Raw genomic sequence first — 21,914 nt, forward strand, 5'->3', positions numbered from 1 at the left:
GAAGGGACATGCGGAACGTACACACGTATGCAGTGTTCATCGTTGCTGTAGGCCTTGCAGCCGCGACCGGTTGTGGAAGTCCGGACGTGAACGGGACCGGTTTGAGGCGCGGGGCCGCCGCCACCAGCGGCGACATCGGCGGCGGCGATGACAAGGACAACGACGCGACGCCGAGCACGACGAGCGGCGCCCCGCAGACCCCGGCGCAGACGCCCAACACCGGCGACGTCGATCTCGGCGACGACGACGACGACGAAGCGCCGATCGCCGACAGGGACAAGGACGGCGTCGCCGACGACGTCGACTGCGAGCCGGACAACGCGGCGGTCGCGGGCACGCGCCTCCTCCAGGACGATCTCCTCACCGACAAGGGCTTCTTCGCGCGGGCCGACGGCTTCCCCGCGAGCTGGGTCTACAACGCGGGCTACGTCCAGGGGCGCCTCGCAGCTTCGCCGGATCAGGCAGTTTTCACGAAAGACCCGAACGTCGCGGATGCCATCGTCGAGGTGCAGGCCGCGTCGACCGAGATCGGCAACCTCGCGACGCCGAACCATCGCCAGATGTTCATCACCTTCGCGACGAGCATGACGAACGGAGTCCTCTCCGCGGTCGGTTGCGGTGTCGAGGTCGACGGCAGTCAGACGGTGACGCAGAAGACGAGCATCGTGCGCCTCAACGGCAGCCCCGGCGGCATCACCGCGACGCCGGTCGTGCGCGTCGACCGCGAGGCGGTGCAGGTGAACGAGGTCTTCACGATGAAGGGCACCTTCAAGGCGAACAAGGTCACCTGCGAGGTCACGGTCCGCGGCGTCACGACGACCGCCACCGCGACCGTCGCCCCCGTCAGCGGCTCGATCGGGTTCTACACGAACCAGACGAAGGCGCTCTTCAAGCAAGCGAAGATCTGCAAGCTGAAGTGACGGTCTTCGCTCGCCTCGTCGCGCTCGTTCGTGCGGTCGACGAGCGGTTGGCGGACGAGGCCGGGCCGTTCAGCCAGTGCGTGAACTGCGTGCTGAACCTCCAGATCGACGTGACGACGGGCGATCTCCGGAGCGCGGTCGCTCGATGGACGGGGGACGCGGGCGCGCTGATCGTGGCGCGTCGGCGGCTCGAGGGCCGCGACCTCGTCGAGCTCTTTGCCAGCTTCGTCGACGCCGGCGTCGTCGCCGCGGAGCTCGCGCCGCTCGGCGAGGAGCTGGCGCGGCTGCCGGAGACGGCGGAGTGGTTCGCGCTCCACCTCGATCTGCCGGGGAGCCATCCTCTCTCCGACATCGTCGCGCTCGACGCCGTGTGCCGCCTCGGCGACGACGTCGCGCTCCTCCACGCCGGGTGGAGCGACTGACGCGCGGACGAGGTACGTTCGTTCGATGCGTCGCGTGCTCTTCGCTCTGGTCCTGGTCGCGTGCAGCAGTGAAGGCTCGAAGGCGTCGCCCGACACGGACGGCGGCTCGACGAGCCCGCCGGGGAGCGACGGCGGCGCGCCCGGAGGCGAAGAGGCAGGCGCGCCCGCGGACGGCGGCGTCGCCGCGAACCCATGCGAGCGGCCGAAGCCGGGGCCGACGACGACCGGCGTGCCGGCGGGCACGAAGCTCACGCCGAGCGGGACGGTGACGGTGACCGAGGACGGCGCCGTCGTCGAGGACCTCGACGTCTCCGGGGAGATCGTCGTCAAGGCCGACAACGTCACGATCCGGCGCGTCCGGATCACGAGCGGCGACTACTACCCGATCCGCTACGACGATCATCGCGGGCTCCTGATCGAGGACAGCGAGATCGTCGGCACGTCCGACGCCGTCACGTCGGCGGTGTCGTTCGCGCACTACACCGCGCGCCGCGTCGACGTGCACGGCGGGGCGGACGGCTTCAAGGCGGACGAGGACGTCCTCATCGAGGACTGCTGGATCCACGATCTGCGGAACGGCCGCGGCCAGCACAACGACGGCGTGCAGTCGACGGGCGGCAAGAACGTCACGCTGCGCCACAACGTCATCGCGGGGGCGAGCAACGCGTGCGTGCAGACCGGGGACGAGAACGCGCGCGTCGAGAACCTCACGATCGAGTGCAACTGGCTCTCGGGCGGCGGCTACACGCTGAACATCCGCGGCAAAGGAGCGACCGTGCCGACGGGGACGAAGATCATCGGCAACCGCTTCGGGCGCGACCACGGGTACGGCCCGTGGACGATCGACGACCCGAGCCCGACGATCCGCGACAACGTCTACGACGACGACGGCACGCCGATCCCGTACCCGTGACGCCGGCGTCTATCCGGCGTCCTTCTTCGCGGTCGCGGTCGCGGTCGCGGCGTCCGCGCCGGCGTCCTTCGGCGGCGGGCCGGCGTCGACGCCTTCGATCTCGAGGAGCTCGACGTCGAACTTGAGCGGTGAGTTGGGGGGGATCTTGTCGCCGGAGCCGTTCTCGCCGTACGCGAGCTCGGACGGGATCGTGAGCTTGCGCTTGCCGCCGACCTTCATCCCCGGGACGCCCTGGTCCCAGCCCTTGATCACGTTGCCCTTGCCGAGCTGAAACGAGAACGGCGCCTTCCCGACCGACGAGTCGAACTGCGTCCCGTTGAGGAGCGTGCCGGTGTAGTGGACCTTCACCGTGTCGCCCTCCTTCGCCTCGGGCCCCCACCCGACGACGACGTCCTCCTTCACGAGCTCCTTCGGCCCCTGCGGCGGCGGCGGCGACACCGGCTTGAAGTCCGTCTGCGGCAGCTCCTCGACCTTCTTCGAGCAACCGACCAGAGCGAGCGAGACGAGGAGAATGGCGGCCAGATGCATGGCCGCCGATTACATCACTCGCGGTGTGGAGGGAAGGTGGTGCCGCTCGCGCCGCTCGCGGAGGCCGGCGGGGCGGGGGGCGGCGGGAGCGTGACGTTGAGCGACGCGGCGACGAGCTGCAGGATCGCCTCGAGCTGCTCCTGCGTCGCGACGACGTGGAGCTTGATCTTCTTGCCATCGGCGTCGACCTTCGCCTGGTTCAAGAGGCCGCGCGTCGCGATGCGCACGCCGATGCTGTTGACGTTCCGGAGCAGCTCGTTGAGGCGCTCGGCGTTGTCGGCCGCCGCCTCCGCGTCGGTGTTGTCGCCCTCGGCGTAGACGTCCGCGCCGCCGTCGTCGCGCGGGATGATCCAGAGCCGGATCTCGCTGAGCGACTCGGCGAACTTGAGCCCGCGGATCGCGATCTGCTGCGACGGGTTCTTCACGATGAGCCGCATCGCCTCCGCCGGCGAGGGGCCCTTCGGCGTCTGCTTCTTGAAGACGAGGGCCGCCTCGTGACCGTGCGACGGCGGGACGATGACCATGAGGTGCGGCTGCGGCCGGAGGAACACGCGCTCGCTCCGATCGGCGAAGCCGAGCGAGGCCTTCACGCCCGGGACGCCGGCGTCGAACGGGCCGCCCTTCGGCGACGCCTTCGTGACGTCGCTGATCGTCCGGTCGACGATCGCGTCGTCGACGTTGTACTTCACGAGCATCGCGTCCTTCTCGGTGCGGATGAGCGACGGCCCGTAGATCAGGATCCACTCCGAGTCGCGCACCGGCTCGAAGGTCGTCGTCGAGCCCTTGAAGAAGTCGCGCCACTGCGGGAGCGCCATGAGGACGGGGCCGAGGCGTCCGCCGACCGGGTGCTGCCTCACGAGCGTCGTGTTCACGCCGAGCACGATGTTCTGCACGCCGGTGTTCACGATCTTGCTCAGCCCGAACATCGCGGCGGGATCGCGCGGGCCGTCCGCGCCCGGCGTGCCCGCGTCTCCGAGCGCGGCGACGAGACCGGCGTCGCTGTCGAGCCCGCCGTCGCCGTCTTCGACCCCCGCGTCGACGATCTCACCGCCGTCGACGCCCTCCGCGCCCGCGTCGAGCGTGCTCAGCGGGACCCCCGCGTCCTCGACGATCGGCGGAGGACCGGCGTCGCGCTTGCCCGGCGTGTTCTGATCGTCCGTCGCGTTCGGCGTCGGCTCCGGCTGTGCCGGCGCGGGCGGCGCGGGCTCGGGTGGGGGAGGGGTCGCTTCTTCTTCGCCGAGCATGTCGACCGGGATCGCGAGCTCGCCCGCGGGATCCTTGAACTCGACGTCGGACGTCTGGGGCAGCAGGTTCCACGGCGCGACGTACCAATGGACGCCGCTCGACGCGACGAGCGCGAGCACGAACGCGATGCGCGCTCGGCGGAGCGACCAGAAGCGCGCGGGACCGCTGAGCTCGCTGCCCTCCGCGGTCGGCTGGGCGTGCGGAGCGGTGGGCGCGCCGAGTTCGGCTCCCCGCGTCGGATCGCCGCGCCAGCGCGAGTGCGTCTGCTTAGACACGCCGGAGGTCCATCACGCCCACACCCTAAGACGGACCAGCGCTCGAAACCATGGAATTTCAGGCCTCTGCCGTGGGTCCTACGTGCGGCACGGCCGTGGCATTCCGGTCTCCTCGCGTGTTCTCCACCGTCTGCAAAAAACTCGCTGAATCCCGTGGCTTCTGGCATACCAAGCGCGCGAAGAGCGGAACCATGAAGGCTCGTCCCATCATCGCCCTCCTTCTTCTGGCGTCGGCAACGGGCGGAGGCCTTGCTGCGTGCAAGGACAAGAACCCGAGCGAGCCGGCGCCGGCCACACCCAAGAAGATGACGGCTCCAACCGGCTCGGCGACCACGAGCGCGACCACTGCTGCGGCCGACGGTCACGACGCGGGCGCGGGCGCGGCCCCCATCCCGCCGGCCTACGACGGCCCGTACATCGGCGCGCTCTACCCGCAGACGCCGATCATGAGCGACATGGAGTGGCCGAAGAAGGACGAGGAGGCGAAGAAGGGGGACAAGGGCGCCGTCCGCATCGGGTACATTCGGCAGGGCCAGAAGGTCCCGGTGAACCCGGAGGCCCACGTGAAGAGCAACTGCAAGGACGGCTGGTACGAGCTCGTGCAGGGCGGCTTCGTGTGCGGCAGGTACGCGTCGCTCGATCTCAAGCACCCGCGCTTCCGTCTCGGCCCGCACATGCCGAGCATGACGACGCCGCTCCCGTACGAGTACGGCTACAACGTCGCGCACGGCACGCCGCTCTACCGCACGTACCCGTCGCGCGAGGAGCGCCTCAAGCTCGAGCCCTGGCTCGCGCCGAAGCCCAAGCCGAAGCCCAAGCCGCGGGAAGAAGAGGAAGAGGAGACCGCGTCGTACGGCGACGAGCAGCTCGACGCGGGGGCGATCCCGCTGACGCTCGCGAAGGCGACGTCGACGACGACGATCACGTCGACGACGACCGATCCCTTCGGCCTCGGCGTCGACGAGGCGGAGGCGCAGCAGCCGTGGTACCTGCGCCAGTACGACGGCGGCAAGCCGCAGATCACGCTCGACGAGCTCAAGGGCGAAGGCCCCGTCGCGCGGCGCATGGTGAAGGGCTTCTTCGTCGGCCTCGACAAGGAGATGAGCGAGAAGGGCTCGCGGTGGTGGCGCACGACCGCGAACCTCTACGCGCCGTACGAGCGCATCTACAGGCACAACTCCGCGAGCCGCTTCCACGGTGTGTGGCTCGACGAGGAGCGCCCCGAGGCGAAGGCGCTCGCGACGGTGGCGACCGCGGCCGCGATCGCGGCCGACGCGGGCGTCCCCGCGCCGCCGCTGACGACGCGCAAGGCGACGCCCGACCTCTGCAAGCCGGGCTCGAAGAGCCAGGTCGCGATCGTCACGTTCTACAAGGCGAAGCGCTACAACCTCTCCGCGTCGCGCAAGGCGGTGACGCAGGACACGAACCTCTCGCGTCACACCGTCCTCAAGCTGACGGGCGACAGCGTCTCGATCAACGGCGCGAGCTACGACGAGACGGACGAGGGCTGGTGGGTGAAGACGTCGGACGTCATCAAGACGAACCCGGGTGCGCCGCCGAAGGACCTCGCTCCGAACGAGAAGTGGGTCGACGTGAACCTCAAGTCCCAGACGCTGGTCATGTTCGAGGGCGACAAGCCGGTCTTCGCGACCGCGGTCTCCACCGGCAAAGAGGACAAGGTGGACAGGGAGAAGGACCACCACACGCCGACGGGCCAGTTCCGCGTCCGCGAGAAGCACATCGCGGCGACGATGGACGGCGACGTCGCGAGCGACGGCCCGTACTCGATCGAGGACGTGCCGTGGATCATGTACTTCAACGGCAGCTACGCGCTCCACGGCGCCTTCTGGCACAACAACTTCGGCCGCACGCAGAGCCACGGCTGCGTGAACCTCGCCCCCCAAGACGCCAAGAGCATCTTCGGCTGGACGGAGCCCAAGCTCCCCGAAGGTTGGCACGGCGTGATGTCGACCCCCGAGAACCAGGGCACCCGCGTCGTCGTCCACGAGTAGTCACAGGCGCGCGATCCGCGAAAGCTGCTCGTAGACGTTGAAATCGTTGAGAACTAATAAAACGGCTGGCGCGGGCCTCCGCACCTGCTAGCGTCACTTTTGCCGCGCGAGCCTGCTCGCCGGTGGAGGGGGAAATGACGCCGGCAAGGATTCGCGGGGTGGGGACGGTTGCGTCCATCGTCGTTATTTGTGGGCTCGGTTGCGAGATGCCGCCTGGGCCCGTTGGTGATGACAGCCCGACCGAGACGATTGGTGTCAACGAGCAGGAGCTCCTGTCGACCGGAGGAGGTGACAGGTGCGCCACGCTTGCCACGACGGCCAAGCAAGCCGCGCTCCGAGCCAAGAAGTCTGCGGAGAAGGCGCAGCTCGCCCACGATCTTGCTTACGTGGCGTGTGCGCTCGTCGCTCCGCGTTGCTCGTGTGAAGCGGAGAACGCGTGCCGCGAGGTCGCGAAGCGGCGTCTCGAAGCCGATTGCGAGCGCCGGCCTTCCATCACGGTGCTCGCGCGTCGGATCGCCGAGGAGGTCGAGCACTGCAGGCACGTGTGCAAAGGCGACGCGCCGAGCGACCTCGAAGCATGCGCGTCGAAGGTGCCCATTCGAACCGAGCTCCCGGCAGGCAAGGAGCGCGAGATCGCCTACCAAGTCGACATCGGAAACTACTGTGGTGCGCCCGGAGTTTCATCCTGCTCCAACCGGCTCATCGCGCGCGCGAACGTCGACTACACCGCTGCCGCGTCGCAGGTCGTCGCGCAGCACATGTCGCCTGCGCAGTATCTGGCCCTCGCGCGCGATCGCACGCGGAAGCTCCGTCGCGCCGAGGACGATGCACGGACAGCGATCGCGCTCTGCAATTCTCCCGACTCCGACGGCGACTGGGTCGTCGACGCGAACGATCGCTGCCCGAACACGCCCGATCTCACCGCGACCGACGACCGAGGTTGCCCGCTGACGACACTTCCGCAGGCCCCGCCCGCCGCCGACGTCGCGAAGCTCCTCGACGGTATGAACCTCGCTGTCAGCCCGCACTGCAAGGGCGCGACGGTGCCGCAGCGCATTCCGGCCGGAGCCTTCTACTATCCGTCGGCCCTCGAGCGCGGGACGTATATCCTTGCAGGAGCCGTGGAGAACCAACCGCCGGGCTGTCCCATCTGGTACGAGTTCGACCTCGAGGAGAGCAACGGCTTCCACTACGGCGTCATTTTCCTAGACCGCGAATCCAAAGCGGACCTCGTCGACCTTGGACGTCCCGTGCCGAGCGGCTTCATCCAGTTCAACCCGAGACCAACTGACACGAGGCCCGGGCAGCAACGTCTCGCGACGACCGCCGGCAAGGTCGGCCTTCGATACCGCGTTCGCGCGATGAACGGCAATGGGCTCCGCGGTCCTTGGAGCGATTGGAAGATATCCGACCGTTCGAGCTGCACCGCCCTCGGATTCACATGCGGCGATCGCTAGGCAGCGCGCGGGCTGTCGTCCTTGCGGTCAGCCTGAGCGCCATCTTCACTTTGGCCGCCTCGTGCGGCTTCGTCGACGAGTGTGAGAACGTCAACCTGCGCCCGTGCGTGAGCGAGAATTCGTATCAAGTCTGCAGCTACGGAGAAGGCGTAAAACGCTCACGCGTCGAGGTGTGTCCTTCGGGCCGGCTCTGCAATCCAGCATCGCGCGGCGTCACGCCATGTGACGGCGCTCCGGTCGGAGCGACCTGCGAAGGCGACGCCATCTGCGCGGACAACCTCCGATGCGTCAGTGGCGTGTGCGCAGAGCCAACCGCGGAGCAGCGTAGCCTCTGTGCTGCTGCGACGACGATCGATGTCCCCGACGACGGCTCGGCGATAGAGGTCGATCTCCCGTTCGACACCGACGCGTCACTGGCCAACCTCATCGCGCGACCGGAATGCCCGGGGCCCGACGGAGGCTCGACGTTTGATGGGCAACAGCTCGTTCGTGTTCGTCTAAGCCCGGCGCAGAGAGCGTTGGCTCTTCGGATCGAGCTACAAGACGAGGCAGCAGCTTTGGCGATAACGGCTATTGCCTGCGCGAACCTGTATGCGCCGGCGACGACGGGACTCTGCGTACCGTTTGCATCACCGAGCCTCACGCTTGGGCTCGAGTCACAGACGGAGCTTGTGCTGCTGCTCGCGCGTCGCGTCGGGTATGCCCCGAGCGCGGCGCGGTTGAAGCTTTCAGGTCTGACATGAACGAAAGTCGAGACTCTCGCGGAGGGCACCGAGAATGAAAAGGGGAATCTTGGTCTGCGCGACGAGCGCGCTCTGCGTATTCGCTTGCGACGCACAAGCCTACAACGAGCCAACACATCGCCGTATCGTAGAGGTTGCCGTTGATGCGATGCGTGCTTCGAGTACACAAGCGGGTCCGATACCTCGTCCCGATGGCGTCGATCCTGCGCAGTGGGATGCCTTCATCACTCGCGCGCTGAGAGCCACGAACGATCTCTCGCGGCTTCGTACTGGCCTTACAGGCGCCTACGATGGCTTCTACGACCGTGACCACAACGACTCTCGCGCCCGTCCGAAACAGATAGTTGGTGGTGGTTCACCCGCGGTCGATATTTTTCTCGAGAATGCCAACGATCCACGCGTTTGCGACTATCGCTTGAAAAGCTCCGCGCGTCCGGAGAGTCCAATTCCGGCCGGTCGCGAGTATAACCTCCTGAACGCCGGGAACGCGCGTATCTTCGAGTTTCCTTACGTGGTCGAGGACGGCTATCGTCCGTGCGCGTTCAAGCCATGGGCGGACGGGAGGTCGCCCGGCCTCGGTGACGTCCTCGGCTGGCACGCGGCCTCGGTGGACTGGCGGATCGCGGACTCGTCGATGTGGGTCCGTCCAACGAACACGGGAATGTTCGGTCTCCTGCAGGAGGCGCAATCCCGAGCCTTCGAGTACGCCGGAGGCGCCTTGGTCTTTCCATTCCTCTGCTTGTACAACCTGTTCACTGGTCGCAGCTGCAGCATGGCGGACGCGCAGAACATCGCGAGCAGCGTCAATGTGCTCGAGCTCGTTCAAGGACTCGTTCCCGGCGTTGGACCAATCGACGCCGCCGTCAACGTCGGCATGTGGCACTTCGTCGACGTCGAAGCCACCCAAAATCGCTTCAACGACACCCGTGGTCTCTTCTACGAGAACGCAGGACCGAATTTCCCCGGTGCCTTCGACGTCGCCATCATGGTCGCGACGGACATCGCGGGGCTCACGCTGCATCCGTTTGCTTCCGAGGGGGTCAAGAGGTACGGCGCCTACGACCGACGGAGTCGGAATGGGTTCCAGTGGCAGGCGCACAACGTCGGTCACACGGAGTTCTCACCGGTCAGCAATCTCGCCAATCATGGCTGGAACACCTTTGCTGGAATCGACGCCGCGGCGCTCGGCTGGCCGCTTCACGCGATCGGAGACTCGGCGGCGCCTCACCACGTGACGGGCACGACGTCGTGGGGCCATCGTTCGTTCGAGGATGCAGTCGAGCAGCTCGGTGAGGGACTCTTGCCCAGACCGACCTCGACCGAGGCATTCGGCGCCGTGCGCGACCGCGTCCTTCGCAGCGCGTTCGAGCACGTGCGCGACCTGAACGCGAACAGTATTTCGATCCCGAGCTTCGTGATTAACGAAGCTCGGGTGACGCGCGACCTCGCTCGGAACGACGACGATTGGATCTTCAAGGACTCGACCTCGGTCGAGTACTTGACGCCGCTCCTCCAGCAGCACTCGATCGACGCGTACAAAGACCATCCGGAGAAGCTGCGGCCGTTCGTCGAGCACGCGGTGGCAAACACCATTGCGTTCCTGATCGTCGCGTCGGAGCGGATGCGCCCCAACGAGCCTGCCTTCGAAGCGAGCACGCTGTGCGGTGAGAATCAGTACTTCACGGGCAGGGGCAGCGGATGCGCGGAAGGCATCGCGCCCGGACTCGGTCAGCAGTCGATGCCGTTGGGCCTGCGTGCTGTCTCGTGCGTCGCTGCCGGTCAGAGCTGCCTCGTGACGAGCGACTGCTGTGACGGCACGACCTGCAACGGGAGCTCTTCGACGGGCTACGGGAGATGCGAGGCGCCGCCCCCGCCGCCACCGCCTCCTCCTCCGACGTGCGTCCACGGGTCTTGCACCAGCAACAGCAACTGCATCCCTGGGTCGGGCGTTTGCGGGGCCGATGGTTGCTGTCAGGCTCCGGTATGTAGCCACGGAACGTGCAGCACGGACGCCGACTGTCTCGTCGGAGAATACTGTTCCGGTGTCTGCTGCCTTTCTCTCGTCCAGTAGGCCCATGCTTCGCGCCGGTTTTCCTATCGTTGCGGTGGCGGGGCTCGTCGCCATCGTAGCGTGTGGCGACGATGGAGGGCCGGTGGTCGCGGTTGCGGCGGACGCGGCGGTGGAGGAGGAGACGGGGACGGGGACCGATGCGGAGGCGCCGGTCGATGCGGCGCCTCCGCGCGTCGACAAGCTCGACGTGCTGTTCGTCGTCGACAACTCGTTTGGGATGGCGAGCAAGCAACGAGCCGTCGCGGGTGGGATCGCGCGGTTCTTCGGGCAGATCGCGGCGACCGACATCCACGTCGGCGTGATCTCGTCGACCATCGATCAGGGCGGGGACATCTGCGATCGGAGCCGCGGCAACAACGGCGACAGCGGCCGGCTGCTGAATCGGACGCACTTCGGCGCCGACGCGGGGCCGAGCGTGCACGGCGCGGAGGCGGGGTTCCTCTCCCTCGGTCCAGGCGGCAGCGTGCCCGACATGGCGACGCTCGAGGAGCGGGCGAAGGAGCTCGTGCTCGGGGCCGACGAGTATGGATGTGGAATCGAGTCGCCGCTCGAGGCGATGTACCGCTTCGTCGCGCAGCCGGATCCGCCGCTTCGATTCACGATCGACTCCGCTGCGCGCGCGGAGCCCACCGGCGTCGACTACGCCTTGCTCGCGGAGCGGCGCGCCTTCTTCCGCCCGGACTCGGCCGTCGTCATCTTGATCGTCTCGGACGAGGACGATGCGTCGATCGATCCGCGAGCGCTCGGTGGTCTCGGATACGGCTTCGCCTCGCTCCGTTTCCCGTATTCCCAAGTATCTCGCCCCGTCGCGGCGCTCGGAACGACCGCGCCGCGCGGCACCTCGGCGTGCGCGACGGATCCGTTTTCTGCCGATTGTCGATCATGCATCCGCGCGCGCGACTGCGATCCGAGCGAGCCCGCGTGCGCCGCGGTGCGCGCTGATGCGGAGTGCAAGACGTCGCCGGTCGATGGGCAATCAGGAGAGGGATTCGACGGCTTCGTCGCGCCCGACGACGATCATTTGAACCTTCGTGGGTTCGACATGAAGCGTCGTTTCGGCGTCGAAGCGCGATATCCGATCGAGCGATATGTCGCCGCCCTCACGCGCCGGCAAGTGCCCAATCGGGCCTCGGAGCATCCGCGCCCGAGCATGGCCGCGGCGCCGGCACCGTACGAGCAAGCGACCAATTGCGACAATCCGCTGTTTAGCACCGGATTGCCGGCGAAGGAAGGCGACGAGCTCTGTGCGCTGCCGCCCGGTCCGCGCGATCCGCGGCGCGTCGTGCTCGGGATCCTCGCCGGCGCTCCACCCGGCCTCGTGTCGCCGGCGCCCGACTGGACGAAGCTGCTCGGGCAGGGAGGGTTCGAGAGCGACGACACGACGGGCCTCGATCCTCACATGCTGCCGTCGAGCCTCCCGCGCGCCGGGCTCGGCGGCGCCGATCTGCCGCTGGGCGACAACGGCACCGATCCGGTCCACGGCCGCGAGTGGACGACCCGGAACACGGACCTCCAGTTCGCGTGCACGTTCGCTTTGCCGGTCCCGGAGGACTGCATGCGCGTCGCTTGCATTTGTGGCGGCCGACCCGAAGACAACTTCCCGCTGTGCAGCGGCCCCGGGAACACGACGCAGGTGCGCGCCAAGGCGTACCCCGGGATCCGGCTGCTGCGCTTCGCGCGGCAGCTCGGCGAGCAGGGCGCCGTCGGTTCGGTGTGCGGCGCCGATACGGAGGGATCGTACGGGGCGTTCCTCGAGGCGCTCGGTCGTCGCGTCGCGGGGCGGCTCGCGGAGTAGCGGGCGCCGCGGTCACTTCCGGCTCTGCAGCGTGTTCACGCGGTCCTGGCCGCCCGACGCTCCGAGGTGCGCCTTCAGCGCGGCGCCGATCTCCTCGAGCGTCGCCTTCGGCGCGGGGCCGAGGAGGAGCGGGCCGCCCTCGCAGTCGACCTCGATGTGATCGCGCACGCGTTTGTACGCGCGGATCTTCCGCCATGGCCGCGCGGCGCCTGCGAACGTGATGCCGTAGCTGTCGACGACGACGTCGAGCGGGAGCGCGGTCGCGACGCCGAGCGCGGCGAGGATCAGCGGCGCGAGGAGCACGGTCGAGCCGACGACGAAGAGCATCGACGGTCGATGGCGCGAGAGCTGGTAGTACGCGCCGAGGACGAAGATGCCGAAGGCGAGGGCGTGGAGGAGGACCGCCGACGCCCAGAAGAGGAGCGGCCGCCCTACGCGGAAGAGCGCGCGGTCCTCGGGCGCGATCGCGGCGGCGCGCATCTCGTCCGTGATCGGGCCGTGGCGCAGCGAGCGGCGCACGAGCGCGACGAAGGCGGAGGCGAGGAGCAGGTTGAGGACGACCGCGAGGATCCCCGCGCCGTCGGTCGAGAGGAGCGCGTCGAAGAGGCCGTGGCACGCGGCCGCGAGCGCGATCCACGCCCACCGCCGCGTCTTCGGATCGACGAGCGTGTGCCCCAGCGCGTAGCCCCAGAGCGCGCCGAAGAACATGTGCGCGGGGACGCTCATGAAGCAGCGCGCGATCACGAGCGGCGCGTTGAGGCGCCCGATCGCGAAGTAGCGGATGTTCTCCGCCGCCGCGAAGCCGAGCGACGCGACGATGCCGTAGACGATCCCGTCGACCGGCTCGTCGAACTCCGCGCGCCGGACCGCGAGCTCGCTCGCCGCGCGCTTCGCCCCCTCCTCCGTGAGGCCGACCACGACCGTGAACACCGCGAAAGAGAGCGGGAACGCGAACATCTGGCCGCCGTACGTCACGAGGTTCGGATCGAGCCAGTGCGACGAGCTCGCGAGGAGCTCCTCGACGAACGCGGCTGGTACGGTGGAGACCGCGCCGAGGAGGAACGTCGCGCCGATGAGCCACATCGGCTCGGGGTGCGCGCGATCGAAGCGCCGAATGAAGAAGAGCCACCCGAGCGAGAGCAAGATCGGGACGACGAGGCACGCGATGGTGAGGGTTCGGTTCGGCGGGAGCCCGACCGCGTCGACGCGACGGAGGGGAGGGAGGCGCGGCGTCGCGAGGAGGATGCGCTCGCGCCGCGCCCGCGCGTAGGCGCCGGCGCCCTCGCCGAAGTCGACGTGGAGCGCGTCGTTCGCGAAGGCCGGCGCGCCGAGGGAGATGCGGCCGCGCGCGAGGACCACGCCGGCGGGATCGTCCTTCACGCCGTCGATGACCGCCGCCGACGGCGAGCCCGACTCGGCGCGGACGCGGATGTTCGGCGCGCCGCCCCAGCCGACGATCGCGCCGTCGCCGAGCTCGCCGCGCGGCGCCGCCCGCACGACGCGCGTCCGCCAGCGTAGGACGGCGAGGCCGTCGGACGGCGAGGGGATCGGCTCGGCGACGATCTTGTGGTCGCGATCGATCGTCCACGTCTCGATCGCGCGCAGCACGTCGCCGCGGCGGCCCTCGTACCAGACCTCGCCGTCGGCGCCGCCGCGGGTGAGGTTGGCCGAGGTCGCCGGCGCGGCGAGGACGACGGTGGGATCGCGCTCGAGCACGAGGAGCGTGCCCGTCCACGTCGTCAGCTCGTCGACGCGCGGCGCGAGGCTCTCGTCGACCACGATGTGGAGGCGCGGCGGACGGCCCTCCGCCTCGTCCTCGTCGACGTCGGCGCCGATCTGCGCCGCGCCGAGCCGCGCGAGCACGAGCGCGCGGAGGTCCTTGCCGAACCCCTGCGCCGGGATCGGCGCGCCGACGACCTCGTAGGTGAGCTCGACGTCCTTCGTCCCCGCGAACGGCGTCGCGAGCGGCTCGCGCTGGCCGCCGGGCGTCTCGCAGCCGAGCAGGCCGAGGACGAGGAAGCAGAGGAGCGCGACGAGGACCCGCTTCATTGCGCGCGCGGATAGCTCCCGATGACCTTCACGAAGTCGGTGCTCTTCGCGACCTGCTTCAGCGCGGACGCGAGGGCGGCGTCGGCGCGGTGGCCCTCGACGTCGACGAGGAACACGTAGTGCCACGCGCGGTTCCGGTTCGGCCGCGACTCGATGCGGGTGAGGTTCACGTTCGCGTCCTCGAACACGGAGAGCACGCGGCGGAGCGCGCCCTTCTGGTCGCGCACGCCGAAGGCGAGGGTGGTGCGATCGGCGCCCGACGGCGGCGCGTCTTCGCGCCCGAGGACGACGAAGCGCGTCGCGTTCTCGGCGCGGTCCTGGATGTTGGCGCGCACGACCGGCACGCCCTCGAGCTCGCCCGCGATGTCGGACGCGATCGCGGCGGAGCGAGGGTCCGCCTTCGCCTCGCGCGCGGCCGCGGACGTCGACGTCGTCTGCACCACCGTCGCGCGGGGGAGGTGCTTCTGGATCCACGAGCGGCACTGCCCGAGCGCCTGCGGGTGCGAGTAGAGCGTCGTGATCTTCGGGAGCGACGGCGTCTGCGAGAGGAGGCAGTGCGAGATCGGGAGCACGTACTCCTGCCGGATCACGAGCGTCCCTTCGAGGAGCGCGTCCGACGTCATGCTGACCGCGCCCTCGGTCGAGTTCTCGAACGGGACGACGCCGTAGGTCGTGTCGCCGCTCGACGTCGCCTCGAACACGGCGTCGATCGTCGCGCACTCGCGGTACTGCGCCTGGAGCCCGAAGAGCCGGCGCGCGGCGAGCTGCGAGAACGTGCCCTCCGGCCCGAGGAACGCGACGCGGAGCGGCTTCTCGAGCGAGAGGCACGCGCTCATCACCTCGCGGAACACGGCCCGGATCGCGTCGGGCGGGAAGCGCTTGCCGCCCTTGGTGACGAGGCGATCGAGGACCGCGCGCTCGCGCTCGGGGTCGTGGAAGACCGGCACCTTCGCCGCGCGCTTCACGACCGCGACGTCGCGCGCGACGGTCGCGCGCTGCGCGAGCAGCTCGAGGATGCGATCGTCGAGCGAGTCGATCTGCTTGCGAGCGTCCGCGAGGCCCGGGATCGGCGCGGCGCTCGGGCGCTTGCCCACTTTGCGCTTCACGCCCGCATCCTCGCATGACTACGATGCGCCAGCGATGCCCGAAGCCAACGTCCTCTACTCCGTGACCGGTGTGGTCGTCGTCGGCCTCGTCGTTTGGGTCGCGCTGGTCCTCAAGTCGGCGAAGGAGCCCTGGGCGCGCCCCGCCCCGCCGCTGGCGGAGGAGCTCCCGTCCGAGGACGCGCCGCCCGAAGAGCCTGAAGAGAAGAAGGACGACGAGAAGAAGGACGACGATCCGAACAAGCTCGACGCCGACGACACGGCGCGCGCGACGCCGGTCGCCCTCTCGGAGGGCCGCACGAAGGCGGCCGAGGCGGCGGAAGAAGCCGAAGTGTCGAAGGCCGAGACGAAAGAGAAGGCCGAGAGCTGAGCGCAGGCTAGACTTTGACGCTGTGTCGTGGCGCAGCGTCAGCGGGGCGTGTGTCGTGCTCGCGGCGTGCAGGGCGTTCGGCGCCGAAGGGTCGGCAGACGCGACCGACGACGACGCGGGAGCGGAAGCCGATGCGGGGGCCGACGCGGACGTGAAGGTGGACATGCCGCTGGGCCCGAACGCCGGGGACGGAGACGTGCCTGAGCGTTTGCACATGCAGTGTTTCAATCTCCTGCTCGATGACGGGCCGTTCGAGTCGCACGGGGAGGCGAAGTGGGGGGACGCGGGCTGGATCGTGCCGATGCTCAACGGAGCCAAGAACTCGATCTACGCGACGTTCGAGCTCGACGCGTCGATCGGTCGCTCCATCGTCGACGTCGAGATGAAGGTCGAGGCCGGCACCAACGCCGGCGTCGAGTGGTGGTCGAACGTCATCGCGCACTACTACGGAAGTACGACGACCTTCGAGTCGGGCCCGCCCCTCTGGGGGCTCCAACTCTCGGGCAGCGGACAGTACGTGGACTTCTGGCCGAATGGTGGGCCGTCGGATCCGCCGCAGAGCGTGGTGAACGTTCCGCTCCGTGAGCTCGACGGTCGCTTGACCCTCACGACGACGTGGGCCGAAGACGGCGGCGTCGTGATCAGGGACCAGGGAGGACGGAGCACGGCGCTGCCCTTCGGCGTGCTCGGGAGCGGGCAGCCCGGGTCGAGGTCGCTCACGATCGAGATCGGCGGGTTCGCACCCAACGGCGTGTCGGCGACTTCGTTCACGGTGCGCTCCATCTGCGTCCTGCTCGAGCGGCGTTGAGCGGGCGTCAGAACGAGGCGCCGGCCCAGAGGCGCGGCTCGTATTGCGAGATGACGCCGACGGTCGTGGAGCTCGTCGTCGTGAAGGCGAGCGGCGTGAGGCCGAAGAGGACCGGTCCGAACGGGAACTGCGCGCCGACGCCGTAGCGGAGGCCGTACGCGTTCGTGTCGGTGAAGAACTCGCTCTCGAAGTCGAACCACGTGTGATGCGGCACGAACGTGAAGAGGAGCTCGAAGTGCTTGCCGCCGATGAGCACGAGATCGGCGGCGACGCCGATCGACCAGTGGGTCGCCTCGACGTTCACGTAGCGGCGACCTTCGACGCCGACGTCGATCCGCGATTTCTCCGAGAGCCGCAAACGATAGAGCACGTCGAGCTCGAGGGCCCATCCGCTCGGCACGTCGGGGCGAGCGATCGTCGCGGACGACGCGAGGTTGAGGCGCGCCGTCACGCGCTTCGGCGACTCCACGGCCGCGTCGGCCGGCTTCGGCGCGACCGCCTGGTCGGCGGCGGCCGCCGCCGGCCCGCCCGTCGCAGTCGCGGCCGCCGGCTCGCCCGTCGCGGTCGCGGCCGCCGGCTCGCCCGTCGCGGAAGCGGGCACGGGCGCGGGCGCCTGCGTCGTCGGGAGCGCCTCTTCCGCCGTCGCGGGCTTCAGGGGCGCCGGCTTCGGCTCTTGCGCGTTCGCGGTCGACGGCGCGACGACGAGGGCCGTCATCGTCGCGGCGGCGGCGGCCGCGGCGACGACGAGGCGGCGGCGGCGCGCGAGCGTGACGAAGAAGATGCCGGCGAGGATCGCGACCGACACCCACTGCGCGGTGCTGAGCATCGCGTAGCGGCCACGCTCGACGTCGCCGCGGAGGAGCTCGATGAGGAAGCGGCCGATCGCGTAGACGACGAGCCAGGTCGCGAACGCGGCGCCGTCGCGACGGCCACGGCGGAGCGGCACGAGCGCCGCGCACGTCGCGAGGAGGCCGACCGCGGACTCGTAGAGCTCCGTCGCGTGCACGGGGAGGCTCGGCGCTCCGGCGGGGACCCACCCCGCGAGCGCGTGCGCCTCGGCCGCGATGCTCCCCGCGGGGAAGCGCACCCCCAGGACCGAGGCGGTCGGCCGCCCGTAGTCGCAGCCTTCGAGGAAACACCCGAAGCGGACGCACGCGAACACGATGCCCATGCCGAGCGTCGCGCGATCGAGAAAGTCGAGGAACGTGTCGCCGCGGCGGCGCAGGTACACCGCCGGCGCGAGCGCGCCGAAGATGAGCCCGCCGTACGCGGCGCGCCCCGCGAACGCGATCGGCGCGAACGAGTGCGCGTGGATCGCGTCGGGGACCGCGCGGATCCACTCGAAGAGGTAGCCCCCGACGAGCGCGCCGAAATACGCGCAGACGATGGCGCGCGCCTGCACGTGGACGCGCGCGCCGTCGCGCTCCGCCTGGCGCAGGACCAGCACCGAGCCGAGGAGCGTCGCGAGGCCGACCATCATCGCGTAGTCGGGCGCGAGCGACTCCGGCCAACCGTGACGCACGAGCCAGAGGACGAGCACGGGCTTCATCGCGCCACCACCTTCACGCGCCGCGCGCGCTTGCCGAGGAACATGACTGGGAGCGCGAGCCAGAAGAGCGGCATCATCGCCCCGATCGGCAGCTCGCCCTTCTGCGGGGCCTCCTCGCAGTTGTTGCAGTTGCTCCCGCCGCAGTTGCAGCTTCCGTCGTTGCAGCTCCCGCAGTTGCTGCTGCTCGACGAAGACCCCGACGACGACGATCGCTTGCTGCTCCCGCATCCGCTCGACGACGAGCCGCTGCTCCCGGAGGACCCGCTGCTCCCGGAAGATCCGCTGCTGCCGCCCGACGACGTACCGCCGGAGGACGTACCACCGGACGAAGTACCCCCTGACGACGACGTATCCCCCGACGACGTACCGCCGGACGACGAAGTACCCCCCGACGAAGTACCCCCTGACGACGACGTGTCCCCCGACGACGTACCGCCGGACGACGACGTGCCCCCCGAGCTCGTGCCGCCGACGGGCGGCGGTACGCCGGTGCCGGTGCTGCCGTAGCCGCTCTTCTTACCGGTGCGCGTGCTCGAGTCGCAGCCCGAGCACGTGGTGCACCCCGAGCACGAGGAGCAGGAAGGACCGCTCCGGCCGTTGCACTTCCCTTGCTCGCAGGCCTTGCTGCAGCCCTCGTAGAAGGAGGAGCACGAGGAGAAGGGATTGCTGCAGCCCTCGACGCGGATGTCGTTGCTGCGCGTGCTCGGCGGCGCCTCCTTGCGCTCGTCGACGCCGGAGAGGCAGAGGTTCAGCGCGCGCACGCACGCCTCTTTCTCCAGGAACGGGATCGCGGCGCCGAGCGCGCTCTGCGTCGTCGCGCCGGTCGGCGGGACGCACCCCTCCTTCTTCACGCACTCCTGCACCGTGACGATGCTCGCGAGCGCGAGCACGCAGAGCTGGTCGATCCGCGCGCGGTCTTCGAGCAGGAAGAGGCACTCCGCGCGTCCGTCGGAGAAGTCGAGCGTCGCGTCCTCGTCGCACGCTCCGTTGGTGCGGCAGTCATCGCAGCGCGCCGCGACGTCGGCGACGCAGCTCGCGAGCGTCGTGTACGTCGAGTACGGGTTCCCGCGGAACGTCGCCGGCGCGACGCCCGGCGCGACGATCGCGACGGGCGGCGCCGGCTCCCCGCCCACGCCGTCGACCTCGCGGCTCGCGTTCGCGACGAGCCACGCCGCGTTGACGTAGATCGTGTCGTCCACCGCGACCGCGCCGGCCGGCCACCCGGTGACGCGGACGAGGTGCGTCGCGCCCGACTCCTCGAGCATCGCGCGCAGCGCGTCCGCGGTCTTGCCGCGAAGCGCCCGCTCCTCCAGCGCGCGCGTCGCCTCGGCCGCCGCCTCCCCCTCGAGCGTCGGCAACGCGAGCGCGCCTTTCCCCTCGAGCGTCGGCGACGCGTGCGCGCCTTCGGCGGCGTCGCGCGGGCGCGGCGCGGGGCGCACCTTCACCGCGTCGTCCTCGAGCTCGACGATCGCGAGCGGGAGCGCGTCGGCGGGCAGCGACTCGCGCTGCGCGTCGATCGCGGCGACGATCTCCTTCGCCGAGAGGCGCGACGGATCGAGCGCGACGCGGTCCTCTCCCGCGCCGCGCTGCTCGAGCCGCTCGGCGGGCGCCTTCTGCGCGGGCTCGGACGTCGACGCGATGGAGGCGCGCTCGAGCCGCTCCGCGAGCGTCTTCCGCGCGGGCTCCGGCATCGACGCGATCGACGCCGGGTCGGCGCGGAGCGCGTCGCGGAGCGAGAGCTCCTCGTAAGGAGGCGTGTCCGCGTCGTCGGCGCAGCCCGCGAGCACGGCGAGGAGCGCGCCGGCGATCGCGAGCGCGACCCCGAGCATGCGGAGCCGCGGCCGCGGCGGTGCGTGGTGATGACATGCCCGTTCCTCGGACTTCACTGCGTTCGCCCTCCGCTTCGCCCTCGCTCGACACGCGGGGGCTACCACGGCTGAGCTGCAAGCGACGTTCCCCCCGTACCCCACACGAAAATCCCCGAAATCACCCTGCGACGCGTATCCCTATACGCACCATAAGGGGCGAAACGGGATACTCATCGGCGGTCTCAACCAGCGGGTTGACGCAGGGTGGCCGGGTGGTGCTTGATCGCGCGCTTCATGCGAGGCGATCTGACCTGGGGCCTCGGGCTGTTCGCGGCGATCGTCGTCGTGGCGGGGCTCGTCAATCGGTTTCGGCCTGCCCAGCGGCAGCAGATCCGTCGCCTCGTCATCCTGTTCCTGCTTCACGTCGCCGCGCTCGGGTTGCACCACGGGCTGGCGGCGCTCGGAGAGGACACGTGGGCCACGCGCGCGCTCGTCGCGAGCGAGCTCCTCAAGGCCTTCACGCTCGTGAACCTCGGGTCGACCGGCATCTTCGCGGTGCTCTTGCCCGCGGCCGGGGTCATGCTCCCGATGATCGCGAGCGATCTCCTCGTCGGCGTCGGGTACATCGGCTCGACCCTCGGCGTCCTCTCCACCCACGGCCTGAACCCCAGCGGCGCGCTCGCGTCCGCCGCCGTCGTCAGCGCCGTGCTCGCGATCTCGCTCCAGAGCACCCTCGGCAACATCCTCGGTGGCGTCGCGCTGCAGCTCGACGGATCGATCAAGGAGGGCGACTGGGTCCAGCTCGCCGACGGCAAACAAGGCAAGGTGCGCGCGGTGCGCTGGCGGCACACCGTCCTCGAGACGCGCGACTGGTCGACGATCATCGTCCCGAACGCGCTCTTGCTCGCGAACAACATCATGCTCCTCGGCAAGCGGGACGGGAAGCCGACGCCGCAGCGGATGTGGCTCTACTTCAACGTCGACTTCCGCTATGCGCCGTCGAAGGTGATCGACGCGGTGAACGCGGCCCTCGTCAACGCGTCGATCCCGAACGTCGCGCGCGATCCGGTCGCGAACTGCGTCTGCATCGACTTCGGTCGCGAGCCCGGCCAGCAGCCGCAGAGCTTCGCGACCTACGGCGTGCGCTACTGGGTCAACGACATGGGCGCGACCGACGGCACCGGCTCGCTCGTGCGCACGCGCGTGTTCACCGCGCTCCGGCGCGCGGACATCCCGTTCGCGATGCCCGCCAACACGATGTGGGTCCAGGTCGAGGACGACGCGCGCAAGCAGCGGAAGCGGACGGAGCGCCACGAGGCGAGGGTGAACGCGCTCCGCAGCGTCCCGCTCTTCCGCTCCCTCACCGACGAGGAGATCGAGACCCTCGCCGAAGGCCTCGGCCACGTGATCTACACCCCGGGCGAGGTCTGCACCCGCCAGGGCGCCGTCGCGCACTGGCTCTACATCCTCGCCGAGGGCACGGTCGAGATCCGCACGCGGTTCGATCCCGACGGCCCCGGCCCCATGTCGGAGCGCACGACGACGCTGACGAAGCTGACCGCGCCCGACGTCTTCGGAGAGATGGGGCTGATCACGGGCGAGCCGCGCACGGCCGACGTCGTGGCGGTGACGGACGTCGCGTGCTTCCGCCTCGACCGGGCGACCTTCGAGCGCGTCCTCCTCGAGCGCCCCGAGATCGCGCAGGAGCTCTCGGAGCGGCTCGCGCACCAGCGCACGGAGCTCGTCGGCGTGCGCGAGGGCCTCGACGAGACCTCGATGAAGAAGCTCGAGGCGAACGAGCGCGATCGGATCTTGAAGCAGATCCGAAGCTTCTTCAGCATGTGAG

At 69.6% G+C, this 21,914-nt stretch carries 17 protein-coding genes; 11 read left to right on the plus strand and 6 right to left on the minus strand.

Annotated features, from left to right (window positions below; genetic code table 11):
- The first annotated feature begins 86 nt into the window (after positions 1-86).
- Genes KF837_11220 through KF837_11230 form a run of 3 tightly spaced genes read left to right on the plus strand, consistent with a single transcriptional unit; the run spans position 87 to position 2,255 of the window.
- Entirely contained in the window at positions 87-920 is an 834-nt protein-coding gene (locus KF837_11220; GenBank protein ID MBX3227880.1) for a hypothetical protein, read from the plus strand.
- A complete protein-coding gene (locus KF837_11225) occupies positions 917-1,342 on the plus strand; it encodes a hypothetical protein (protein MBX3227881.1) in 426 nt (141 codons plus the stop codon). Before KF837_11220 ends, KF837_11225 begins: the two co-directional genes overlap by 4 nt.
- Positions 1,343-1,367: 25 nt before the next feature.
- Positions 1,368-2,255: a right-handed parallel beta-helix repeat-containing protein gene (locus KF837_11230; protein ID MBX3227882.1), complete on the plus strand. Its 888-nt coding sequence runs from the start codon at positions 1,368-1,370 to the stop codon at positions 2,253-2,255.
- Positions 2,256-2,264: 9 nt separating this feature from the next.
- Here the strand turns inward: KF837_11230 and KF837_11235 are convergent, their stop codons facing one another.
- Entirely contained in the window at positions 2,265-2,783 is a 519-nt protein-coding gene (locus tag KF837_11235) for an FKBP-type peptidyl-prolyl cis-trans isomerase (protein ID MBX3227883.1), read from the minus strand.
- Between the two features lie 14 nt (positions 2,784-2,797).
- Positions 2,798-4,303 (minus strand): hypothetical protein, encoded by a 1,506-nt coding sequence (locus tag KF837_11240; GenBank protein MBX3227884.1) that lies wholly within the window; start codon positions 4,301-4,303, stop codon positions 2,798-2,800.
- Between the two features lie 305 nt (positions 4,304-4,608).
- Here KF837_11240 and KF837_11245 point away from each other — a divergent pair, with 305 nt between their 5' ends.
- The 5 genes from KF837_11245 to KF837_11265 all read left to right on the plus strand — a co-directional run bounded on the left by KF837_11245 (position 4,609) and on the right by KF837_11265 (position 12,381).
- Entirely contained in the window at positions 4,609-6,315 is a 1,707-nt protein-coding gene (locus tag KF837_11245; protein MBX3227885.1) for a L,D-transpeptidase, read from the plus strand.
- 386 nt (positions 6,316-6,701) lie between these two features.
- The gene (locus tag KF837_11250; protein MBX3227886.1) at positions 6,702-7,772 is read left to right on the plus strand and encodes a hypothetical protein; all 1,071 of its coding nucleotides are present in this window, start codon (positions 6,702-6,704) and stop codon (positions 7,770-7,772) included.
- Positions 7,757-8,515, plus strand: coding sequence for a hypothetical protein (locus KF837_11255; GenBank protein ID MBX3227887.1), 759 nt, complete (start codon positions 7,757-7,759; stop codon positions 8,513-8,515). Before KF837_11250 ends, KF837_11255 begins: the two co-directional genes overlap by 16 nt.
- A gap of 49 nt (positions 8,516-8,564) precedes the next feature.
- Positions 8,565-10,586, plus strand: coding sequence for a hypothetical protein (locus KF837_11260; protein MBX3227888.1), 2,022 nt, complete (start codon positions 8,565-8,567; stop codon positions 10,584-10,586).
- 82 nt (positions 10,587-10,668) lie between these two features.
- The gene (locus KF837_11265; protein MBX3227889.1) at positions 10,669-12,381 is read left to right on the plus strand and encodes a hypothetical protein; all 1,713 of its coding nucleotides are present in this window, start codon (positions 10,669-10,671) and stop codon (positions 12,379-12,381) included.
- A 12-nt stretch (positions 12,382-12,393) separates the two neighbouring features.
- On the opposite strand, the gene KF837_11270 is transcribed toward KF837_11265, so the two are convergent.
- Complete coding sequence (locus tag KF837_11270; protein ID MBX3227890.1) at positions 12,394-14,430, minus strand: PrsW family intramembrane metalloprotease; 2,037 nt, start codon at positions 14,428-14,430, stop codon at positions 12,394-12,396.
- Positions 14,427-15,497: a prephenate dehydratase gene (gene pheA / locus KF837_11275; GenBank protein MBX3227891.1), complete on the minus strand. Its 1,071-nt coding sequence runs from the start codon at positions 15,495-15,497 to the stop codon at positions 14,427-14,429. The genes KF837_11270 and pheA overlap by 4 nt, the downstream gene beginning before the upstream one ends.
- Positions 15,498-15,570: 73 nt before the next feature.
- Here pheA and KF837_11280 point away from each other — a divergent pair, with 73 nt between their 5' ends.
- Both KF837_11280 and KF837_11285 read left to right on the plus strand, forming a co-directional pair.
- The gene (locus KF837_11280) at positions 15,571-15,903 is read left to right on the plus strand and encodes a hypothetical protein (protein MBX3227892.1); all 333 of its coding nucleotides are present in this window, start codon (positions 15,571-15,573) and stop codon (positions 15,901-15,903) included.
- A gap of 214 nt (positions 15,904-16,117) precedes the next feature.
- On the plus strand, positions 16,118-16,711 hold the full coding sequence (locus KF837_11285; protein ID MBX3227893.1) for a hypothetical protein: 594 nt from the start codon (positions 16,118-16,120) through the stop codon (positions 16,709-16,711).
- Between the two features lie 7 nt (positions 16,712-16,718).
- On the opposite strand, the gene KF837_11290 is transcribed toward KF837_11285, so the two are convergent.
- Together KF837_11290 and KF837_11295 are read right to left on the minus strand one after the other, a co-directional pair.
- Positions 16,719-18,260 carry a prolipoprotein diacylglyceryl transferase gene (locus KF837_11290; protein ID MBX3227894.1) on the minus strand — a complete coding sequence of 514 codons (1,542 nt, stop codon included), beginning with the start codon at positions 18,258-18,260 and terminating at the stop codon, positions 16,719-16,721.
- Positions 18,257-20,089 (minus strand): hypothetical protein, encoded by a 1,833-nt coding sequence (locus KF837_11295; GenBank protein MBX3227895.1) that lies wholly within the window; start codon positions 20,087-20,089, stop codon positions 18,257-18,259. Before KF837_11295 ends, KF837_11290 begins: the two co-directional genes overlap by 4 nt.
- Positions 20,090-20,362: 273 nt before the next feature.
- Here KF837_11295 and KF837_11300 point away from each other — a divergent pair, with 273 nt between their 5' ends.
- Positions 20,363-21,913, plus strand: a complete 1,551-nt coding sequence (locus KF837_11300; GenBank protein ID MBX3227896.1) for a mechanosensitive ion channel family protein — start codon at positions 20,363-20,365, stop codon at positions 21,911-21,913.
- Position 21,914 lies beyond the last annotated feature (1 nt).

Source organism: Labilithrix sp., assembly GCA_019637155.1.
Lineage (GTDB): Bacteria > Myxococcota_A > Polyangia > Polyangiales > Polyangiaceae > Labilithrix.